General features: G+C 55.3%; 20 protein-coding genes and 1 pseudogene. 12 read left to right on the top strand and 9 right to left on the bottom strand.

The genetic code is table 11. The annotated features are described in order from the left end of the window. Positions 1-69: 69 nt before the first annotated feature. On the bottom strand, positions 70-627 hold the full coding sequence (locus GRF59_RS19410; protein ID WP_237391924.1) for a GNAT family N-acetyltransferase: 558 nt from the start codon (positions 625-627) through the stop codon (positions 70-72). Positions 628-806: 179 nt separating this feature from the next. Here GRF59_RS19410 and GRF59_RS19405 point away from each other — a divergent pair, with 179 nt between their 5' ends. After that, complete coding sequence (locus tag GRF59_RS19405) at positions 807-1529, top strand: glycoside hydrolase family 73 protein (protein ID WP_160499371.1); 723 nt, start codon at positions 807-809, stop codon at positions 1527-1529. 92 nt (positions 1530-1621) lie between these two features. Here GRF59_RS19405 and GRF59_RS19400 read toward each other — a convergent pair whose 3' ends face one another. Further along, a complete protein-coding gene (locus tag GRF59_RS19400) occupies positions 1622-1960 on the bottom strand; it encodes a L,D-transpeptidase (RefSeq protein ID WP_160499370.1) in 339 nt (112 codons plus the stop codon). Positions 1961-2056: 96 nt separating this feature from the next. Between GRF59_RS19400 and GRF59_RS19395 the strand changes: the two genes are divergently transcribed. The 11 genes from GRF59_RS19395 to GRF59_RS19345 all read left to right on the top strand — a co-directional run bounded on the left by GRF59_RS19395 (position 2057) and on the right by GRF59_RS19345 (position 13883). Further along, positions 2057-3046 (top strand): polysaccharide deacetylase family protein, encoded by a 990-nt coding sequence (locus GRF59_RS19395; protein WP_160499369.1) that lies wholly within the window; start codon positions 2057-2059, stop codon positions 3044-3046. 842 nt (positions 3047-3888) lie between these two features. Further along, the gene (locus GRF59_RS19390; RefSeq protein WP_160499368.1) at positions 3889-5430 is read left to right on the top strand and encodes an HD-GYP domain-containing protein; all 1542 of its coding nucleotides are present in this window, start codon (positions 3889-3891) and stop codon (positions 5428-5430) included. A 265-nt stretch (positions 5431-5695) separates the two neighbouring features. Then, positions 5696-6088, top strand: coding sequence for a NusG domain II-containing protein (locus GRF59_RS19385; RefSeq protein WP_160499367.1), 393 nt, complete (start codon positions 5696-5698; stop codon positions 6086-6088). Next, positions 6075-6623: a Gx transporter family protein gene (locus GRF59_RS19380; RefSeq protein WP_160499366.1), complete on the top strand. Its 549-nt coding sequence runs from the start codon at positions 6075-6077 to the stop codon at positions 6621-6623. The genes GRF59_RS19385 and GRF59_RS19380 overlap by 14 nt, the downstream gene beginning before the upstream one ends. A 31-nt stretch (positions 6624-6654) precedes the next feature. Continuing rightward, entirely contained in the window at positions 6655-7614 is a 960-nt protein-coding gene (locus GRF59_RS19375) for an ATP-binding cassette domain-containing protein (RefSeq protein WP_237391923.1), read from the top strand. Beyond that, a complete protein-coding gene (locus GRF59_RS19370; protein ID WP_160499365.1) occupies positions 7590-8486 on the top strand; it encodes an ATP-binding cassette domain-containing protein in 897 nt (298 codons plus the stop codon). The genes GRF59_RS19375 and GRF59_RS19370 overlap by 25 nt, the downstream gene beginning before the upstream one ends. After that, a complete protein-coding gene (locus tag GRF59_RS19365; protein ID WP_160499364.1) occupies positions 8468-9268 on the top strand; it encodes an energy-coupling factor transporter transmembrane component T family protein in 801 nt (266 codons plus the stop codon). Before GRF59_RS19370 ends, GRF59_RS19365 begins: the two co-directional genes overlap by 19 nt. Positions 9269-9292: 24 nt before the next feature. Next, positions 9293-11242 (top strand): U32 family peptidase, encoded by a 1950-nt coding sequence (locus GRF59_RS19360; protein ID WP_160499363.1) that lies wholly within the window; start codon positions 9293-9295, stop codon positions 11240-11242. A gap of 34 nt (positions 11243-11276) precedes the next feature. Beyond that, on the top strand, positions 11277-12617 hold the full coding sequence (locus GRF59_RS19355) for an aspartate aminotransferase family protein (RefSeq protein WP_160499362.1): 1341 nt from the start codon (positions 11277-11279) through the stop codon (positions 12615-12617). 6 nt (positions 12618-12623) lie between these two features. After that, complete coding sequence (locus GRF59_RS19350; RefSeq protein WP_160499361.1) at positions 12624-13502, top strand: UbiA-like polyprenyltransferase; 879 nt, start codon at positions 12624-12626, stop codon at positions 13500-13502. Between the two features lie 81 nt (positions 13503-13583). Then, on the top strand, positions 13584-13883 hold the full coding sequence (locus tag GRF59_RS19345) for a hypothetical protein (RefSeq protein WP_160499360.1): 300 nt from the start codon (positions 13584-13586) through the stop codon (positions 13881-13883). A gap of 311 nt (positions 13884-14194) precedes the next feature. Here the strand turns inward: GRF59_RS19345 and GRF59_RS30155 are convergent, their stop codons facing one another. The 7 genes and pseudogenes from GRF59_RS30155 to GRF59_RS19315 all read right to left on the bottom strand — a co-directional run bounded on the left by GRF59_RS30155 (position 14195) and on the right by GRF59_RS19315 (position 21048). Next, positions 14195-14452 (bottom strand): polyprenyl synthetase family protein, encoded by a 258-nt coding sequence (locus tag GRF59_RS30155; RefSeq protein ID WP_341480120.1) that lies wholly within the window; start codon positions 14450-14452, stop codon positions 14195-14197. 21 nt (positions 14453-14473) lie between these two features. Next, positions 14474-15181, bottom strand: a pseudogene (locus tag GRF59_RS19340) (polyprenyl synthetase family protein); the annotation flags it as partial. A 62-nt stretch (positions 15182-15243) separates the two neighbouring features. Next, positions 15244-15687 (bottom strand): hypothetical protein, encoded by a 444-nt coding sequence (locus GRF59_RS19335; protein ID WP_160499358.1) that lies wholly within the window; start codon positions 15685-15687, stop codon positions 15244-15246. A gap of 97 nt (positions 15688-15784) precedes the next feature. Continuing rightward, the gene (locus GRF59_RS19330; RefSeq protein ID WP_160499357.1) at positions 15785-17662 is read right to left on the bottom strand and encodes an FAD-dependent oxidoreductase; all 1878 of its coding nucleotides are present in this window, start codon (positions 17660-17662) and stop codon (positions 15785-15787) included. A 75-nt stretch (positions 17663-17737) separates the two neighbouring features. Next, complete coding sequence (locus GRF59_RS19325; RefSeq protein WP_160499356.1) at positions 17738-18634, bottom strand: FMN-binding protein; 897 nt, start codon at positions 18632-18634, stop codon at positions 17738-17740. A gap of 327 nt (positions 18635-18961) precedes the next feature. Beyond that, entirely contained in the window at positions 18962-20101 is a 1140-nt protein-coding gene (locus GRF59_RS19320) for an ABC transporter permease (RefSeq protein ID WP_160499355.1), read from the bottom strand. Positions 20102-20136: 35 nt separating this feature from the next. Beyond that, on the bottom strand, positions 20137-21048 hold the full coding sequence (locus tag GRF59_RS19315; protein ID WP_160499725.1) for an ABC transporter ATP-binding protein: 912 nt from the start codon (positions 21046-21048) through the stop codon (positions 20137-20139). Positions 21049-21071 lie beyond the last annotated feature (23 nt).

Here is a 21071-nt window from a genome sequence, read left to right as displayed (position 1 = left end):
CATAGGTTAAAGGCGGCCTCCGTTTGATAGGAGCCCGCCTTTTTTGTGTTCCTGTAGAATGGGGTGAGCCTAATCCGCTGACGGCTGCATTTTCTCATATAGATTAAAGCCGCTTGGCGTTTGTCCCTTATATGTAAAGCCTGCTCCGCTGTAAAGGCGGTTGAGTGCAGGTACGGATGCAATGCAGTCAAGCCGAACCCGATCTTTGCCCGGAAAGCGGACGCCATGCTCTGCCCAATGAAGAATGGCGCTGCCAAGCTGTTTGCCGCCGAACTCGCGATTAATGGCCAAACGGTGCAGATAGACCGCAGGCTCATGGCCGTCTTCTCCCCACAAGGACTTATCCCAATCGCTTGCATGCTGCTGGAGAATGACCATTCCGGCCAGCATATCATTCTGCTTGAAAATAAACACATCGCCGCGGTCAATCGCGTCGGTGACCCCGTGCCTGTCTTCACCGGCTAGAAGCTCATACCACTGTTTGGACCCCTTGTTTTGCAGCCATGCCGCTGCCTGAACCATAAGGGCGTTCACGGCCTCCTTATCCTCCGGCCCAGCTTGAACGGCTTGTATCCCAGGCTGAATCTCCTGCAATGTAATGCTGCATTCAGTGGTATTCATACTCATGTTTTCACCCTCCATAACCATATGATTCTATTGTAAGAAGTCGTCGGAGAATACGCAAATAAACGTAGTAAAAGGTTAAATTGGGCTTGTTCTCCCCCTTGTGCAGGTGTGTCCATACAGGCCACTCCAAGCAGGATTGCATTGTATAGAAGCAGATGAAGAAAGGGGGTGAAAGAGGGATGAATAGGGCTGATTTTATTGCGAAAATAGCGCCTCTTGCCACAGCAGACCAGCTTCAGACGGGGGTCCCGGCTTCGCTCACGATCGCTCAGGCGGCACTCGAGTCCTCCTGGGGAGGCAGTGGACTTACGGCCAAGGCGAACAATTTGTTTGGAATCAAGGGGGAGGGGCCGGCTGGCAGCATACGCATGCTGACCTCGGAATATATTAAGGGCACGCTGGTGCAAATAGAAGCTTATTTTCGAATGTATCACAGCTGGGGGGAGTCCATCCAGGACCATTCACGCCTGATTGTGAACGGAGTGGCCGGAGACAGGCGTTATGCGGGAGCCTTGAACGCGGACGGCAAAACGGCTGCACGGTTGGTGGCGAAGGCCGGATATGCAACCGACCCGCAGTATGCGGATAAGCTGATTCAAATCATGGATCAAAATAACCTGTATCAATACGATGCCAAATCGGAGGAGGGGGAACCGATGACGAAGGAAGAAAAGGCGGCCTTCGAAGCGCTGCAGGCTGCCGTTGCGAAGCAATCCGAATGGATGAAGCAGCAGGATAGCTTGCAGAGCATGCCTTGTCCGGTTTGGGCGAAGGATGCTTATGAATTTTACAAACCGTTTATTTCCGATGATAAGGGAAGCTATGATTACTGGCGGCAGCTGGTCATTCAGTATCGGCATGAGAACGGGATACGGGTGAACAACGCCGGCGGTTCCAAGTAAGATGCCCGCTTTCCGAATCGCGCATGATTAAAGTGTCAGAAATCCCTGCGGAAAGCCATCCGGCAGGGATTTCTCTGGGTTACTGCAGCAGGCTACTGCCGGATGGTGACCCGGGTACCGACGGGAACGTAGGTTGACAGATCCAATACGTCCTCATTATACATACGGATGCACCCATGAGAGACCTCGTGTCCGATGGAGGCTGGATCGTTCGTGCCATGGATGCCGTAATGCGGCTTGGACAGACCCATCCAGAGGACACCAAATGGACCTCCGGGATTCTGCTGTTTGTTGATAATGCGGTAATCGCCTGTCGGCGTGCTCGTCAGCATTTTGCCGATGCCAACTGGATACGATTTGGTTACTTGATCGCCGTCCAGCAGGTAGAGCATGCGGTCAGACAGGTCGACAATGATCCGGTAATCGGGCATTTGCATCACTCCTTATTTTCAGAGTATGTTTATCATGTGGAGAACGTATCTCCGACCAGAACGAATATTTTTTCGGATAAAGGAGCTATGAACGACATGCGCCGCAAAAAGACACTCCAGTACAGCACACTTGGCATTTTATTGCTCATCGCCTCCTTGTTTCTATGGAGACAGGGACCCTATGCTTACCATCCAGCCCGCACGAGCCATGGCAAGGATGGAACCAGCGCAGTCCGGGTCCATGGTTTTATCTCTACCAAACCAACGCCTAACGCAATATATTATAAAAATAAAGTCATTGTTCTAATGTATCACGACGTCCAGCCCCATCCCACCAACAGCAAGAGTCTCGATACGGAGGTATTCAAGCAGCAGTTGGACGCTATGAAGGCGAATGGCTTCCACTGGATTACGATGGACCAGTATGCGGATTTCATTACCAAAAAACAGCCGGTCCCGGATAATGCGGTGCTGCTGACGTTTGATGACGGATACGAGACGTTCTACCAGGACGTGTATCCGATTTTGCAGCAATATCATGTGCCCGCAACGAGTTTTCTGATTGTTGCAACGGTAGGGAACAAGCTGCATCCGGGCATTCCGAAGCTCGACTGGCAGCAGGTTCAGGCGATGCACCGGTCGGGAGTCGACTTTTACAGTCATACCTATGATTCCCATGCCTACGGCTATATCCGGATTGCGGGGAAAGGGAAGGATCGCCAAGAGCCGATGCTGATGGGACCGGAGGATAATAAGACGCTGCATCATGTGGAAACCGATCAGGAATACACTTCGCGTGTGACTCGAGATTTGGGGCTATCCGATGAGATTCTCCGGCAAAAGCTCGGGAATACGCGGAATATTCTTGCTTTTCCTTACGGCGGATACTCTAAACCCGTGATTGATATCTGTCAAAAGCTTGGTGTACAGGTCACGTTCTCCGTTAAGCAGGGGATTAACAGTCCGGGCCAATATATCGGCTATCGCGTTAACGCTGGAGGAATGGATAATGATCCGGTAGCGCTTCTGGAGTACATGAAGAGAGGGGCACCGATCAAAACGCCGATTAAAGGCTATAAGGTATAAAAATGGGCGAACCCCCGGGAAGCTGCCGCTGGCAGTTCTCCGGGGGTTCTATGTGTTTTTGGTCTGGCGCAGCATGACGCCAACTATTTAACCCCTGACAGTCTAACAACAGACTGCAGCCGGTTCCTGGTTTTTCTTGTGATATAAAATGAACTAAAGTTTAACTCTACATCTGCTGTGAGTCAGGTTATGAATACAAAGGGAAGGTATCTACCCTTTAGTTCAATTTATATGGTGAACAGAATAATGACATTTCTAAAACAACAAAAGCCCTACCTCTCTTTTGTCCTTGCGGCTCCGATGACCGCGCCAGTGTGAATCAGAATCTCGTCTTTACATAAACTCATACTTCGTTTGGGTTATTCAAAATAGGAATTTAAAACTTCGTGGTCACGAAGAGTTATTCTTCTTGCGAGGAACGTGAAAGGGGTTAAATGAAACTTACAATATTAAATAATATCATAAATCCAGGTTAATGGCAAGGGATGGAATGTGTAAGGCAGAATGCGAACAAAAAAATCATATGATCCCCATATGTGTTACCCCCCTTTCAGGTGGCCCTCTTTTCTTAGGAACAGCAGATATTCAGACAATTTACTGCAAAAAAGCAGATAAATATCATAGAAAGGACGAAAAAATTGTGAGAAACGAAACGTTTCGCCAGTTTATTGTCACAATTTTCCGTCTTTCGACCGATATTTATAGTAGTATTGGACCATATAGATTGAGCTGAAGAGAAAGTCAAGGTTTCTCCATTTATAAACGGCATAAGATCGAAGAATGGCAGAACGGGCTTTAGTTCATTTTATATAGCTATTTTATGATAAGGAAGGCTTCGTTGTATGAATACCGAATCTGCCTGTTCCGGGGCTAAAAAGCTTTACCGGTCATTTCTGAACAAATTGGTACGCAATTATCTGATTGGTTCGCTACTGGCCGTTCTAGTTGTAGGCAGTACAATGGTTCTGACGACTTTGGACGTGCCTTCGGAGGAATATAGACGTCTTGTATTCATCCTTCTGTCCTCGCTCGCCGTCATGGCTGGAGCAGAGCTGGTTGCATTCTCGCGCCATGTACACCCTATTCGGCTGGGGATACTGTCATCGGATGCTGATCTGGATATGCTGAGAAAAGCTTACATACAGACACATCGTCTACCGCTGCTGTCTGTATATCGGATTCTTGTACCGCATCTGCTGGGCCTGTCCATTCCGGCGATCCTGCTTACAGCATGGATGCTGAACAAGGGATTGTTAACCTTTCCCGGCTTTTATATGGCCATAGCGGCGATGGGAGCATTTCTCGTGGCGGGTATGCATGCCATGTTCGATTTTTTTCTGACGGCGGCTGCGATACGTCCTCTACTGCTTGAATTGAAAATGAGTGCGAAGGAAAAATTTCAAGTGGAGCTGGATGCGGGCGGCCATGTGTTTTTGTCCATCCGTCCCAAATTTCTGGTCAGCGCCATGCTGATGGGCATTTCGCCGCTGCTGCTGTTCAGTCTGGCTGCCCAAATCCGGCTGAAGAGCCTGGACAGTGCCATGTTCCAGAACTACTGGGGCTGGGCCAGTATTATTCTGATTATCGACATTGCCTTCGCCTACACAGGTGCAAGATTGATCACCTTGGATATCGAGCGACCGATCTCTAAGCTGTATGATGCGATGAACGACATCAAGGATGGACGCATGACGAAGATCCAGAACATTTACTCGGATGAATTTTCTAAACTGGTTGACGGATTCAATATGATGGTGGGCGCTCTGGAATTGCGGGAAAAACAGAGCCAAGCGATGCTGGACAGTTATTTCGTTACGCTGGCCGTGGCTTTGGATGCGCGTGATCCTTATACTGCCGGCCATTCGCTTCGCGTAGCTGAATACTCGGAGCTCATCGGCAGGCTTTGCGGGATGTCTCCGGAAGAATTGGTGGTCATCCGGAAATCCGCTTTGTTGCATGACATCGGAAAAATTGGCGTCCGGGATACGGTTCTGCTCAAAGAAGGCCGTCTGACGGAAGAGGAGTTCGACCAGATCAAGCTGCATCCGGGCCTTGGGGAAAATATTCTCCTGCAGATCGAACCGAAGGATGCCATGGCAGTGCTGCTGCCCGGCGTGCGTTCCCATCATGAGCGGTACGACGGCCAGGGTTATCCGGACGGACTTGCTGGGGAAGATATTCCGGTACTGGGACGGATCATCGCTGTGGCCGATGCGTATGACGCTATGACATCCGACCGCCCTTACCGCAAGGGGATGGCATCGCAGGTTGCGCTCCTGATCCTGGACGAGGGTAGAGGAACCCAGTGGGATCCCGTGTTTGCGAAGGTATTCGTCGAGCATATGCGCAAGCAGCTGCCATCCATACCGAAGCATGGGGCATAAAACGAAGGAAAGCGTCCGCCGGAAAAGGCGGACGTTTTTTTGATATATCGAAGGAATGTCCTGGAGAATATGCGGGCATTCATGCATTTGACTGGCGGACATGCCACAAGAGGATGAGGTGGCAGGCAAGGGGTGATGATCATTTTGTGAAATTCGCAACAAATAATAATTTTCATCGACATCGCTCATTGAAGCTTGCGGAGAACACAGCTATAATGGGGGCATCTAAGATTTGAAACTTTAAAAACTAAGGGAGTTTCGCGCTATGAAACGTGGAGACCTGCTGCTTGTTTCCGGGATTTTGGCGGCCGCCCTGCTGGTGATGGTTCCAAGATGGGTTCAAGGCGGTCAGATAAGTGAAAAAAATCACAATATTTCAAAAACAGCCGTGATCAAGGTGGAGGGGGAGGTGTACCGGACCGTAAAGCTGACAAAAGAAGAGCAGACGATCGAAATCCGTACCGACCGCGGCTATAACCTGCTCAAAGTTCATGATTACGGGATTGAGATGGCGGACGCCGATTGTCCGGATAAGGTGTGTCTGACCTTTGGCTTCCGGAGCAGGCAGGGGGACACCATCGTCTGCCTGCCGCACAGAGTCATCGTAGAAATCGAGGGTGCGAGCGGGGAAGGAGGGGGAGCCGATGCCGTTATCTGATGAAGAAACCTCGCTTGTGCTGAAGAAAACGGTGATGATCGCGATTTTTGCCGCAGTGGCCGTGGTGCTTAGCATTGCCGAATCGATGATACCGGTCAACATTCAGATTCCGGGTGCGAAGCTGGGGCTTGCCAACATCATGATTCTGACCTGCTTGTATTTTCTGAGAGCGAGGGATGCGCTCACGCTGGTGGTGCTCAAGACGATCTTGACCGCGTTTATTTTCGGGACCTTTTCCAGCCTGCTGTTCAGCCTGTTCGGGTCGCTCCTTAGCTTCGCAGTTATGGCGGTGCTGATGAAGCTCGGACGCCGTCAATTCAGCCTGATCGGCATTAGCATTGCGGGCGGCATTGCCCACAATATCGGCCAGCTGGCGGCCGCCTCCATCGTTTTTTCGACCTTGAATATCTTCTACTATTTGCCCGCCCTGCTGATCAGCGGCATTGCCACGGGCATCTTGGTCGGCATCGCCGTCAAGTATCTGGCCCCGGCCTTATCGCGGTTGACCTTGTTCAATGTATTCCAGAAGAGCTGAATTTACCTTACGGCAAGGGAGGGGAATCGGTATGAACAGAGTGAAGACGAGGCCGCCAAATGGCAGGTCTGCAGTGGGAAATCAGGTGAATTTCACCGCCGCCGGCGGGAAGGAGCATGTGGCGGCGAGGATGGCCGAGCAGACGGACATGGTACTGCTGGACAATGTGTCGTTTGCCTATGACGGTCAGCATGAGGACATTAAGAACGTATGCCTTGCCATCGGCAGAGGAGAGTGGGTCACACTGGCGGGCGCGAACGGCTGCGGGAAATCGACGCTCATCCGGTTGATGAACGGGCTGCTACGGGCCCGCTGCGGCTGCATTTCGATCGGCGGCGTCCGGCTGGAGTCAGGAACGGTTGGAGTCATCCGGCAGAAGGTGGGCATGGTATTCCAGAACCCGGACAATCAGTTCATTGGCGCGACGGTAGAGGAGGATATGGCATTCGGTCTGGAGGGGATGTGCCTGGGTGCGGAAGAGATCGGAAGCAGAATCACCCGGTACGCCATGCGTCTAGGGATCAGCGGGCTCCTTCACCGCCATCCGCAGGAGCTGTCGGGCGGCCAAAAGCAGCGCGCGGCCTTGGCCGCCATCCTGGCCATGGAGCCTGAGCTGATCATACTTGACGAAGCTTCCTCCATGCTCGATGAGAAGGCGAGGGGCGAAATGCTGGAGCTGCTGCGGGAGATGCACCGCGAGGAGCGGTACACGCTGCTGTCCATCACGCATGACGCGGAGGAAATCGCGGCTTCGCAGCGGGTATTGGTAATGGACCGGGGCCGGTTGACCGCGGATTTGGCACCGCGGGAACTGTTCCGAAACGGGGATTTGCTGCGGCTGTGCCGGATGGAGCTGCCGTTTCGGCTTCAGCTCGCTCAGGAGCTGGAGAAACGGGGGATACCGCCTGTGCCGGAAGGAGATCCGGCGGGCACTGCGGCGTATCCGGTCACGGAGGTGATGCGGAAATGGGCATTCAATTGGAGCATGTGAGCTATACGTACGATGCGCGGAGTCCGCTCCGGCAGACGGCACTTCGGGATGTGGAGCTTGATCTGGCGGAAGGCGCTTTGACCGGCATTGCGGGTTCATCCGGCTCGGGCAAATCAACGTTGCTACAGCTGCTGAATGGCATCCTGCTCCCAACGGAGGGGAGCGTGAAGGTGCTGGATGTAAGGCTGAACGCCGGGGAAAAGCTGCCCAAACTGGCGCCGCTGCGCAAACGGGTAGGGCTCGTCTTTCAGTTCCCGGAGCAGCAGCTGTTTGCCAGAACGCTGGAGGAGGACCTGGTCTTCGGCCCTTTGAACTTTGGAGCGTCGCCTGAGGAAGCAGCCGCATCCGCGCGAAAGGCGCTTGAAGCGATGGGGCTCGAAGAATCGCTGCTCGGCCGCCACCCGCTGCAGCTGAGCGGAGGACAGCGGCGCAAAGCGGCGATTGCCTCAGTTCTGGCGATGGAACCGGACATCCTGGTGCTGGATGAGCCGGGGGCGACGCTGGACCAGGTCAGCCGGACGGAGCTTATCCGGCTTCTGCATCGGCTGTGCAAGGAGGAGGGCAAGACGGTCATCATCGTCACGCACCGGCTTGATGAGCTGCTGCCCTATGCGGACCGCTGGATCATCATGCATGATGGCCGCCCCGTCTTTCAGGGGGCGGCGCGCGGGCTTGTGGATACGGCCGCGAAGCTGCCGGATTATGGCTTGTCGGTGCCGCTGTCCATCCGCTGCTGGCACGAGCTTGAAACGGCATACGGGCTTCAGGCGGAGGAGCCCTGCCTCAGCCCGGCTGCCCTGGCAGAGCGGGCCATGCAGCTCATGGAAGCCGATGCAAGGAAGGAGCTTAACCTATGCGTGAAAAGCTGCTGATCGGCCGACTGATTGATACCGGATCTCAGGTACACCGGCTGGACCCGAGAGCCAAGCTGACGGCCATGCTGCTCTATGCCGCCGCAGTGGTCGCGGCCAGGTCCTGGCCCGCATTGCTGAGCCTGGCTGCCTTTTCGATCGCGGTCATGGCTTTGACCCGCATTCCGCTCGGCACGTACCTGAAGGCGGCAAAGCCGCTGCGCATCCTGATGCTGTTCATCCTCATCGTGCAGTGCCTCGCCGTCAAAGGCGGCAGCGTGCTGCTGGCCGCCGGCTCCTGGCATCTGGATTCGGCCGGGCTCGAAGCCGGTATGCACGCGGTCTTGCGCATGGCGCTCCTCGTATGCTTCACGGCGCTGCTGACGTTTACGACATCGCCCGGGCGGCTGAATCAAGGCCTCGAAGGGATGCTCCGGCCGTTCGCGCGGTGCGGTATCTCCCCGGAACGTCTGTCGCTGATGACCGGCATTGCCCTGCGGTTCATTCCGGCCATTCTGGATGAGGCACAGACGATCATGAAGGCGCAGGCCTCGCGGGGAGCGGACCTGAAAGAGCTGCCCTGGAAGGAAAAGGCGCGGATGCTCACGGCGCTGCTGGTGCCGGTTACCGTCTCGGCATTCCGGCGGGCGGAGGATTTGACCGCTTCGATGGAGTCGAGGGGATACCGGCTCGGGGCACCGCGAACGCAGTACCGCCCGCTGAGCTGGAGCTTAAAGGATACATGTTTTGTCGCCGTTTTCGTGTTGATCTGCCTGGAAGTGGTATGGGTTGGATTTTATTAAAAAGAGATGGTGGAGGGGATCGCTGTGTCACGCTGGTTTGGACAAAAAGAGATTGAGCTGCTGGCGCCCGTAGGTACGTTCGAGATTTTCAAGGAAGTGATTCAGGCACCGTGCGACGCGGTTTATTTAGGAGGACCGGCCTTTAACATGCGTTTGATGCGCAAAGGCTACAATTTTACGCTGGAGGAAATCACGGAAGCCGTAGGCATGGCCCATTCGCTTGGGAAAAAGGTCTACGTGACCGTCAACAATCTGCTGAGCGAAGCGGAGGTCGAGGGGGCAAGAGAGTATCTGCGCTTTCTCGAGCAGGCCCGCGTGGACGCATTGATCGTGCAGGACTTTGCCGTGCTGGCTTTGGTGAAGGAAATGGGGCTGAGGCTGCCGCTTCATGCCTCGGTCATGATGAACGTGCACAATCTGGAAATGGTCAAGGCCTTGCAGGAGCTTGGCGTCACCCGCGTGGTGACCTCCAGGGAGATGGACCTGCAAACGGCTCGCTACATTCATGCCGTCAGCGGCATGGAACTCGAGTATTTCATCCATGGCGACATGTGCGTCGCGCACGGGGCGAACTGCCATTACAGCTCCTATGTGTTCGGCATGAGCAGCAGCCGGGGCAAGTGCATGAAGCCGTGCCGCTGGGATTACCGCGTGAAGAAGGACGGCAGCGTCTATCCTGCCGAATATCCGCTGGCCGTGAAGGACATGTACATGTATGAGCATATTCCGGAGCTGATCGAATCGGGGATTTGTTCCTTCAAAATCGAAGGGCGGATGCGGGATGCCTCCTTTGTCCTGATGCTCGTGAACAGCTATGCGGATGCCATTGACCGTTATATCGGCGATCCCGTCGGGTTTAACCGGGCGCAGGACGCGCAGTTTTTATATGAACATCGAAAACGGGACTTTTCCACCGCTTATGCATTCGGCAAACCGGGTCTTGCGAACATCAACCGCCGCTACGAGGGAACCGGCAAGTTTTACAGCACAGGCCGTGTGTTCAGTACTCCAACGCCGGAGAAGGAGATGAGTGATCAGCGAATATCGGAGGTGCGCGGGTGCTTGTCGGGCGTGCTGGAGAAGGCTCGCACCCCTTTGCAGAAACAGGCAGGTGCGCGGCTGTCCGTCAGGGTGAACAACATGGCCCAGGCCTGGATGGCGCTTGAGGAGGGCGTGGACGATGTGTATCTCTCCGGTGATGTATTCCTCCCCGATCTGCCTTTCACGAAGGCGGATATCGAATCACTGTGTGCGGCAAAGGGCCGTTCACGCATGATCCTCGGGCTGCCGCGTATGATGAGCGAACTGCATTTCGAGCAGTACGCACAGCTGCTTGGCGGCGGCGAAAGATTGGATCTGGATGGGCTGCTGGTGACGAATCTCGGGGCGGTGCATGCCTTCCGGGAGCTGGGTTATCCGATGCTCGGTGATGTGAGCCTGAATATTTACAACCATCTCGCGGCCGACTTTTATGGTGCGCAGGGGCTGGACAGAGTAACCGTATCGCCGGAGATCACGGCCGGACATCTCGGCGATCTGCTGATGCATGCCCGCGTGCCGCTGGAGATGACCGTGCATGGTTCCCCGACCGTCATGTATATGGAACATGACCTTTATGAAAATACGGAGCTGATGGAGGCGGTCGGCGAGGAAGATAACCGCTATGTCCGAAACGATATTCTGGTGCTGATGACCGATAAAGGCGAGAATCCGGTATACCGGGACCAGCATGGACGGAATCATCTGCTGCTCAGCAAGGAGTTGTGTCTTCTCCCACTGGTGCCTGAGCTGATTGGAGCAGGCGTAGGCTGCTTCCGGATTGAGGGAGCGCCATATTCTGTGCATGATCTGCGAACGGTGATTCAAGCTTACCGTCAAGCTCAGACTCGCAGAGCAGAGGCGAAGACCGTAGACGCTATGGAGCTTCGTCCGGTGTTTGCCGGCTATACGCTCGGATCACTGCAGTTCAACTAACACGGACGAGAACATCCTGAAAGGGGAGACAACGATGTCGGAAATTTTGAAATCACTGGATGCGTCCAGCGTGGAAGAGCTTCGCCGGCAATACTTTTATCCGTGCACACAGCATTTTTACAAACGGCCGCCGCTCATCGTGCGCGGCGTGATGCAGTATTTGTTCGATGCCGGCGGCAGGAGGTACACCGACTTTTTTGCCGGCGTTTCGGTGGTAGCGTGCGGCCACTGCAATCCCGTCATCGCCGAGGCTGCGGCTGAGCAGCTGAAGCGGCTGCAGCATACGTCGACGATTTATTTGACGGAGCCGAATGCCCTGCTTGCGGAGCGCCTTGCCGAACTGCTGCCGGGCGATTTGCGGCGGACGTTCTTCGTGAACAGCGGCACGGAAGCGAATGAAGGCGCGCTGCTGCTGGCACGTAGGCATACCGGACGCAAGCATTTTATTGCGCTTGAGCACAGCCTTCATGGCCGCAGCCACTTGACGATGGAAGTGACGGGGCTTGCGATGTGGCGGTCCGATCCATTCCTGGAAGGAAACACCGCATTTATTCCGCGGCCGTTCCAGCCGGGGCTAACGCCCGAGGAGGCCGAGCTGCGTTCCCTGGAGGCGCTGGACCGGGTGCTGGCTGAACGGGGGCACGAAATTGCGGCGATGATCGTCGAGCCGATCCAGGGTAACGGCGGAATGATCATTCCGCCCGCAGGATATTTCCGCGAGGTCCGGAGGCGGCTCGACCGCTATGGCATCCTGCTGATCGCGGATGAGATCCAGACCGGCTTCGGGCGGACGGGGCGGTTATTCGCCATGGAGCATTTCGGCACGGTGCCGGACATCATGACGATGGCCAAGGCGCTGGGCAATGGGGTTCCCGTGGCGGCATTCTCCGCGACAGACGCCATCGCGGCTTCAATGAACCAACCTTCGGCCTCCACCTTCGGGGGCAATCCGGTGGCAGCCGTGACCGCGCTTGCCGTGCTGGACTACATCCGAGACGCCGGCCTCGTCAGCCGCTCCAAGCTGCTGGGCGAGACGCTTCAGGCTGGACTGATGCGGCTGAAGGAACGCCATGAGCCGTTAATATCCAATGTCCGCGGCCGCGGATTGATGGTGGGCGCCGAAATATCCGGCAGCTCGCCGGAAGAAAGCGCGCAGCGGGTGGACCGGGTGCTGGAGGAAATGAAGGACCGCGGCTATATCATCGGCAAGAACGGCGTTCACCGTAATGTGCTTGCTTTCCAGCCGCCTCTGGTCGTTACGGGGGAGGATATTCGCCTGATGCTGGATGCGCTCGATCAGGTGTTGGCATCGATTCAAGACGAGATGAGGCCCTCAGAACGGCATCCCGTCACCGCCACGAAAGAGAGGAAGTGAGGAGACATGCAGGCTGCAGGCGTTCAGAAGGTACTGCATAAGACACGGCAGTTCAGCGAGCTGGTCATGTTCTCGCATACGCTCTTCTCGCTGCCGTTTGCCGTGATATCGATGGTGTGGGCCGCAGGCGGCTGGCCTTCATGGCATGTCATGTTATGGGGGCTTATTGCCCTCGTTGGCGCGAGGAACGGGGCGAACGCCTTTAACCGGCTTGCCGACAGGCGCTTCGATGCCGCCAATCCCCGCACGGCGCACCGGCATTTGCCCCGGCATCTGCTCGGAACGCGGGAGGTGGGCGTGTTCGTTGCGGTGAACTATGCGATTTTCGTGTTCGCCGCCTCGATGCTGAATCCGCTGTGCATGGCGTTGTCGCCGGTAGCGATTCTGCTGATCACGACCTATTCCTATACGAAGCGGTTTACCTGGCTAAGCCATCTGTATCTCGGCTTCGTGATCGCTTCCGCGCCGATCGGGGCGTGGTTTGCCGTTACCGGCGCCTTCGCGTTCACGCCGTTCGTGCTCGGGACGGTCGTGATGCTCTGGATTGCGGGCTTTGATGTCATCTACGGCACGCAGGATATCGAGTTCGACCGCTCCCACGGCCTCTGGTCCATGCCCAGCTTTTTCGGCCTCACTAACGCGCTGCGGATGTCCAAGGCGATGCATCTGGTCATGATGATGCTGCTTCTGTTGCTATATTATACGCAGCAGATGGGTTGGCTGTATTTGACGGGGCTTGGCATCGCTGCCTTGCTATTGATGACGGAGCATGGAATCATCCGGCCGGGAAATGCGCGTATGATGAAATTGGCTTCTTATAACTTGAACCAGGTCATCAGCATGGTCATTCTGTTCTGCACGCTCCTGGATTTCTTTTTCATATAATTGTCCATGTGATTTCACAAAAGTGGGAACATTTGTTAAACTATGGGCGAGGGAAGAATGGAGCGAACGGGAGGTGGGGATATGAGTCTGGGAAAAGCCGCGGCCTGGATACTGGAAGCGATGCGCAGCATCGTCTTCTTGCTGCTTGGCTTGATGGCTCTCGGGGCAGTCCAGCGTCCATTGCTAAGGGGCGGGCAGCTGACGTTGATCGAAATGCTGCTCGTTTCGACGGCGGATCTTGCCATCTTGTATGTCGTGCACCGCAAATTGCTGGCGCAGCGCAGATTCTACCGGGCTTCGCAAAAGCCCGTGCTCACTGCGGGTAAAACCTTGATTTTGCTCGGTTATGCTGGCGCCGCATTACTGATTGCAGCTTTATAAAATGACGCACAGGGTCTTAAGCTGCCCAGCCCATCGGAGAGTAATGACGATGAGAGAAGAGATGAATGAACGGGACGGAAATGTAGCGGCAAGGCCGAGTAAATATTGAAGCCAAGACCGATACGGATCGCAACTTGCCAAAACCGGAGCTCGAAGTCAGGGGAACCCGGGCAAGCTTTCGAACGAGCAGGCTTTCTTGAAGATGTATAACCCACTCATGGATAACAAGAAAAAAGCCCTCTATATATAGAGGGCTTTTTACTTTGAATTCGCTGGAGTGGAGACCGGGGATGGATTATGCAGCTCTCGCTTTATGCCGTCTTTCCGCCGAAATACCGGTGGAGCACCTCCAACTGTCCGTACGCCGGGTGACTGCGCAGCGGCTCGACCGCTTGCATGGCGCTCCGCAAATATTGCCTGCGCATCTGCTCGGATCTTTCGAGCGCGTCCCCGCTGCGGATGCGCTCAAGCACATCATTGACCTCCGCCGCCGGGGTTTCCGGCTGAATGGCGCGAATGTAAGGTTCGAGACCGGGATCTGCGAGCGCATAAAGAACGGGGAGGGTCACCTGCCCCCGGACGAGGTCGCTGCCGGCCGGCTTGCCTAGCGTCTCGGCCGTCGCGGTGAAATCGAGGATGTCATCCTCGATTTGAAACGCCATGCCAAGCGCTTCGCCGAAGCGGTAGAGCATGGCGGCCGTTTCGGGCCGCGCATCCGCGGACAGCGCGCCCGTACGCAGGCAGGTGGCCATGAGCTGGGCGGTTTTGCAGCGCGTCTTTTCAAGATATTGCTCCAGGGTCTGATCATAATCGTAGGCATGCCGCAGCTGTTCGTATTCCCCGAGGCAGAGCTGAGCTGTGGCCAGGGAAGAGAGGTCGTGGACGAAACGGTCATGGTCCGCGGTGTACCCGGAGAGCAGCTCTACGACCCTGGCGGACATGTAGTTCCCGATATGGATTGCCGCGGACACGCCGGTCTGCGTATGCAGGGAGGGGGCGCCCCGCCGCAGCTCCGAGCGGTCGATGATATCGTCATGGATCAGGGACGCGGCATGGATGAACTCGGCGGCAGCCGCAAGCTGATACTGGCGGCTGCCGGTCGCTGCGCAGCCAAAGCGGCTGCCGGCAATGACCAGCACGGGCCGCAGCCGCTTGCCGCCGGAGCGGATCAGCTGCAGGACGCTGCGCGCAAGCACCGAGGTGCGGGGAACGTCCTTGTCGTATTTGACGATATGCTCGATTTCGCGGTTGATGCGCTTGATATCGATATGAAGGGTTTCAGGCAGGGATGGCTTCATGTCACATTCCTCCAAGTCCTCATCTTTGTTATTGCTCGTAAATGCGGCTGACAAGCCAGCAGTTAGATGGCATGTTCTTCGCGGGACACCGCTTGTTCGGCCCGCAAATATCCTTCCAGGCTAACCACGAGCCGCTCGCCTCCGGCCTCGCCCAAGGCTAAGCGGACATAGTGCCTTTTGAGGAGCGGAGCGAGATATCGAACCAGTTCCATTTCTTCAAACTGAACGGCCAACTGGACGTAGAGGCTCTGAAAGTAGTCGCCGTCCAGTATTCGCCCGGTGAGTCGTTCATCGGCGAGGGTAAGGCCGTCATGGCGCTTGCGGGCCAGTTCCAACAGGGTAACCAAGGCCAAAAGCTTGGCGCCGCGGGAACGGGGAATCGCGTATCGCTCCAGCAAGGAAGCAGTCTCCTTAAGCTCTGAAGGATCCGCGTCCAGCACGGCCATGGCTTCCGGTGCGCAGGCGGCGGCAAGCAGCTGCAGGGCTTTTTCGATAAGTTCGGTCATGTCAAGCACCCCCTGATAAAATCGTTTAAAACGAAGATGGAGCAACGTGCGCGTTGCTGCACATTACTCCATCCTTGTGAGGTTCCGTACTGTGGCGTCAATCGGTATACAGATACCAGCGCCGTACCAACGGAATTCGTTTCCAATGCTTTTTCAACCAAGGAAGGACGTAGTAGTCCAGTCCGAATATACTGCCCGATCCTCCGATCAAAGCGACACCGGCGGTGAGATACCAGAGCATTTCATAAGGCGCCATGCCCGAGCACCAGATCATGAGGCCCATAGCGATGGTCGCGACCGAAGAAAGGGCGGTGAACAATCCGATGATCAGCAGGATGCCGAAGGTGATTTCGGCGAGGACCATGCCCGTCTGGAACACCTTGGCGAGTACCGTGTAATCTCCGTTTGATTGATAGAAGAAGATATCCATGAAGCCGTTCATCATGCTTGTAATAAAATGCGGCACAGGCAGGGCTTCGACCGCATCCTTGGCGTTCGTCACGGCCGATGCGGCTGCTTGGGCGTCCACCGTCTTGGCTACCGCGTCAACGGCCTGACTGGCCGCCGAGGTAGCATCCGCAGCATGCGGAGAAGGCGGAATCAGGAAGATGCGCGATGGATTGTCGATGATTTTCCATAGCTTTTCGAGCCCCTCCGACAGCCACATATAGCCTACATAGAGCCGCAGAGGCAGCAGCCAGAAGTTCGGCGAGCGCTTGGAAAAGTGTCCTCCGACGAAACTGCGGCGGTGATGCACATGGAAGAACTCGTGCATCATGTACGACCACACTTTATTGAAGCCTGCGACCGTGAACAGGTAGAACATATTGATAAAATGCTTGGCGAACAGCGCCATGAAACCGCTCAGCATGAACATGCGGTTCGGCAGGCCGACGTTGGCTACGCCGTAATGGCTGCCGATGCAGACCATCGTGCCGTGAAAGCCCGGCTTATACGATTTTTTCGGCTGGTTCTTGACGTCGGCATGGATGTTATGGGCAATGATCGGCGCTGCTTGCTCGGCGTTCTCCACCATTTGCGGAACCGGCCGCTCTTCGCCCTCAGGGATGTAGAAAATGTTATCGCCCACGACATACACATTGTCATGGTCCACGCTTTGCAGCTTGTCGTTCGTTACGATCCGTTTGCGGCCCTGCTGCTGCACGTCGAGCGAGCCCACCAGCTCGGAGCCTTCCACGCCTGCGGTCCAGACAATGGTATGTGCGGGAATCCGCTGATCGCCCATAATGACGGCCTGGGAATCGACGCGGGTTATTTTGGCGTTCGTGATGACCTCGACGCCCATCTTCGCAAGCCGCTTCTCCGACTTCGCGATCAGCTTATCGGGCAGGATCGGCAGGATTTTCGGAGCCATATCGGCAACGACAAGGCGGACCTCCTGCGGATCGATGAAGAACTCCTTGCACAGCTCATCGCGGAATTCGGCCATCTCGCCGACCAGCTCCACGCCGGTAAAGCCTGCGCCTACCACGACAAAGGAGAGCTTGGTCTTGCGCACCGCTGGATCGGTTTCCTTAGCGGCTTCGCCGAACATATCGCGGATTTGCTCTTTCAGCCGTACCGCATCCTCATAGGACCAGAGCGTGAAGCTGTTCTCTGCGGCGCCGGGGATGCCGAAGAAGGTAGGCTTGCAGCCCGTGCCGATGACCAGATAGTCGTATTTATATTTGCATTTCCGGGATTCCAGCGTTTGGGCCGTGAAATCGATATGGCGGACTTCATCCATAACGACCTGAACTTTTTGTCCCTCGAATATTTTTTTAAGCTCGATTTTGACCGCATCCTCGGGCGTGCGGTTGGCCGCCACCTCGTGAAGCTCCGTCAGCAATGTATGATAGGGATTGCGGTCGATTAGTGTGATCTCGACATCGCCGTCTTTCTTGAATTTCTTCGCCAGCTTCTTGGCCGTGAGGACACCGCCGTAACCGCCGCCCAGCAAAACGATTCTCTTCATGGAATGCTCACCTCGTTTGACTTAAATTCTGACCCTGAGCCTTGCCTCAGTGCGATGTAGTGCTTGCCTGCCTCGTTACTTCGCTTCATCAAGCGCTTTTTGGGCCAGGGTCACGTAGTCCTTGATGTGAATGCTGACGCCGGAGATGGCATCGGTCGTACCGTCATCCTTGAGCGTAATGGCCGCCGGATCCTGCTTCTCAATCAGGTAATCCTGCGCTTTGATTGCTTCTTCATGCCATTCGGCTTGTGCTCCGCCGGCTTTCATGCCATATTTGCCTTCCTTGGAAACGGTCTGTTTGTCTTCACCTTTGGTGTTGACACCGCTGAAGTAGGCATAGATGATTTTGCCGTTCGCGACCGTGATATCGACCGTAGGCTTCCAGCCGCTTTCCTTGTCGAATGCATCGCCTTCGGCATGATAGGAGCCGTCTTTATAAGTACCGTGGACTGCAGGTCCTGCGGACAAGGCTTGCTCGGATAAAGAGGTGAAATCTTTCACATGAATGGATACGCCGGAAACAGCATCGGTTTTGCCTTCATCCGTTACCGTAATCGCTGCCGGATCCTGTTTTTCGATCAGGTATTGCTCGGCTTTTTCGGCTTGCTCATACCATTCGGATGATCCGCCGCCGGCCTTCATGCCGTATTTGCCTGCTTTGTCGAGAGTCTTTTTGTCGGGTCCGCCCTTGGCGCTGACGTAGTTCCAGTCGGCCTTGGTGATTTTACCGCTTTCGACGGAGAGGACAACGAAGGGCTGCCAGCCGCTTTTTTCATCCATGGCACCTTCGGCAAAATACGTGCCGTCCTTGTAACTGCCGCCGTCGGCGGGAGGAGTTGACGCTTCTTTCGTGCCGGTTGCTGACGGTGCGGGATCGGTAGTTCCGGCTGCCGCATCCTTGTCGCTGCCGCATCCGGCGAGCAGGCCTGCCATCAGGGCGCCGGATAATAAAATGGACCATCTTTTGTTCATGTCTATTGACCTCCAATGTTCATTTGATAAGATCTATGGAAAAATATTAAAACCATCATCAATATGCTCTTATGCGCATTTTGCAGGCGATCGTCCATGATTATTAATCATGTTGATATTCCAAATTCTCTTGTCGATCGCATTGTAGCATAGGAGCACAACGTAATTATGTGAAAGTAATCACAAGTGTCACGGCGTTTAAGATGGGTCTCGGATCATTCCGTTATTACGCGGGAGAGAATGGCGCGGGAACGAAAAAAAGCCTGAATCGGATCATTTTACATGTCCGTTCCAGGCTTTGGGTAAGCATAAGGCTTTTCGAAAAGATTAGTTGGCTGCCGAGCGAAGGAACCCGGGAAGCCGGATCAGGGCGATCGTCAGCCCGGCCAGGCCAAAGGCCAGCAGGATGAGCGCCGAACCCCAAATGTCGCCGAGATGCGCGCCGTGGGCGATAATATCGAGCAGGGAATGCTGCGCCCAGAACTGCGGAAGGAAATGCCCGATCGTCTGTACGCTTTGGGGCAGGAGGTAGGACGGAACCCACAGACCGCCGAGCATCGCGCCTCCCATCGAAATGATTTGCGTAACGACCATCGCGGCGCCTTCACCGGGAACGAGAAAGGACAGGCCAAGGCCGATGCCCGTCCCGGCAATGCTGAGACTGAGAACGACGGCAGACAATGCGGCGATATCGCCAAGCTTCAGGTCATAGACATAATGTCCGAAAGCGAACAGGATCACGCACTGGAATATCACGGTCAGCACGAACGGGAACCACATGCCGATCAGGTAGTGCAGCGGCTTGATGCGCGTGGTGCGGATACGGGACAAGAGGCCGGTTTTCTTTTCTTCGAAAAAGCGGCGGGCCATCGTAATCATGATGAAGAACACGAACATGACGGTCATGCCCGGCACGACCTGATCAATCATGTTCAAGTGGTCGGAATTCGTAGATACATTTTCAATGTGAATCGGGGAAGCGAGTGCCGCATCCGCCTGCGCCTTGGAATCGCCTTTTGCCATCAGCAGGTCCGTCAGTTTCTGTTCGCGGTAGCTTGTTGAGATGCTGCCGAGAATTGCCTGGATCGGCGCGGTTTCCGTCTGGGCGGCCGGATCTTGGTACAGCTTGATGTTCGAGGCTTTGCCTTCCTTCATGGACTGCTCGAAGCCGCTCGGAATGACCAGCATGGCGGAAAACTGCCCTTGTTTGATTTTATCGAGCTGATCCTCCCAATGGTCGGTTGGCAGCTGCTTCACGTCCATGATGCCTTTCATCTGTTCGATCAGCGCCTTCGAAGCCGAGGACTGATCCTGGTCCACCGTTCGCAGCGTGATGGAGGAGCCGCCTTCCTGGTTGAAAATGGACCCGAACATCACAATAAAAATGATAGGCATGAGGAGCAGGAAGATGAAGCTGCGCCGGTCCTTGCCGATGAGCCGAAGCTCCTTGATAATCATCGCTTTCATGGTCTATAACTCCTTTTTGATATCGAGTTTATTTGTTAATCGCGCAGCGCCGTTCCCGTAACCTTCAGGAACACGCTTTCGAGCGAAGGGCGGACGACCTCGAGCTGCTTGACGTCCCAGCGGTGCTGCGAGGCCAGGCGAAGCAGACGCTGCATGACGGCGGCGGAGCTGCCGGTCTCCAGCAGCCAGCCGGAGCCTTCTTTTCGATAGGAGGTGACATCGGGGTCATGGGGGAGTTCCGCAAGCCCGGGCACCTCCAGGTAAATCGCATTGCTGCCGTACTGCTCCAGCAATTCTCCGAGCGGCCCCATCGCCTTGATCGAGCCTTGGTCCATGATGGCGACTTCGTCGCAAAGCGCTTCAACCTCCTCCATATAGTGGGTGGAGTAAATGATCGTCACGCCTTCGCGGTTCAGCTCCCGGATCATTTCGAAAATATGATTCCGCGACTGCGGATCGATCCCGACGGTCGGCTCATCCAGAATGAGCAGCTTGGGCCGGTGGAGCAGGGCGGCGGCGATGTTGATTCTTCGCTTCATGCCGCCGGAGAAGGTGCTGACGATGTCTTTGGAGCGTTCCAGCAGTCCGGTTCTTGCCAACACGTCGTGAATCCGCTGCTTGAGCTCTTTACCGCTGACGCCGTACGCTTCGCCGAAAAATAGAAGGTTATCGTACGCGCTCAGCTTCTCGTACAGCGTAATCTCCTGAGGTACGTAGCCGATAAATCGGGAGACGGCGGCCGGCTCCCGGGTCAGGTCCTTTCCGAACAGACGGGCAGAGCCGCTGTCCGCCTTCACGATCCCGGTCAATATTTTCATGGTCGTCGATTTTCCCGCGCCGTTGGGGCCGAGAAAGCCGAAGGAGGTGCCGGGTCTGAGCGAGAAGTTTACGTTTTCTAGAGCCTGTTTTTTGGCATAAGCTTTTTTAAGTCCGTTCACCTCTAGCATATAATCGTTGTTAGATGAATTGG

This window comes from Paenibacillus dendrobii (assembly GCF_009807035.1).
Lineage (GTDB): Bacteria > Bacillota > Bacilli > Paenibacillales > Paenibacillaceae > Paenibacillus_AQ > Paenibacillus_AQ dendrobii.
Note: the sequence above shows the minus strand (reverse complement) of the source record. Positions and strands in the feature narration are given on the sequence as shown.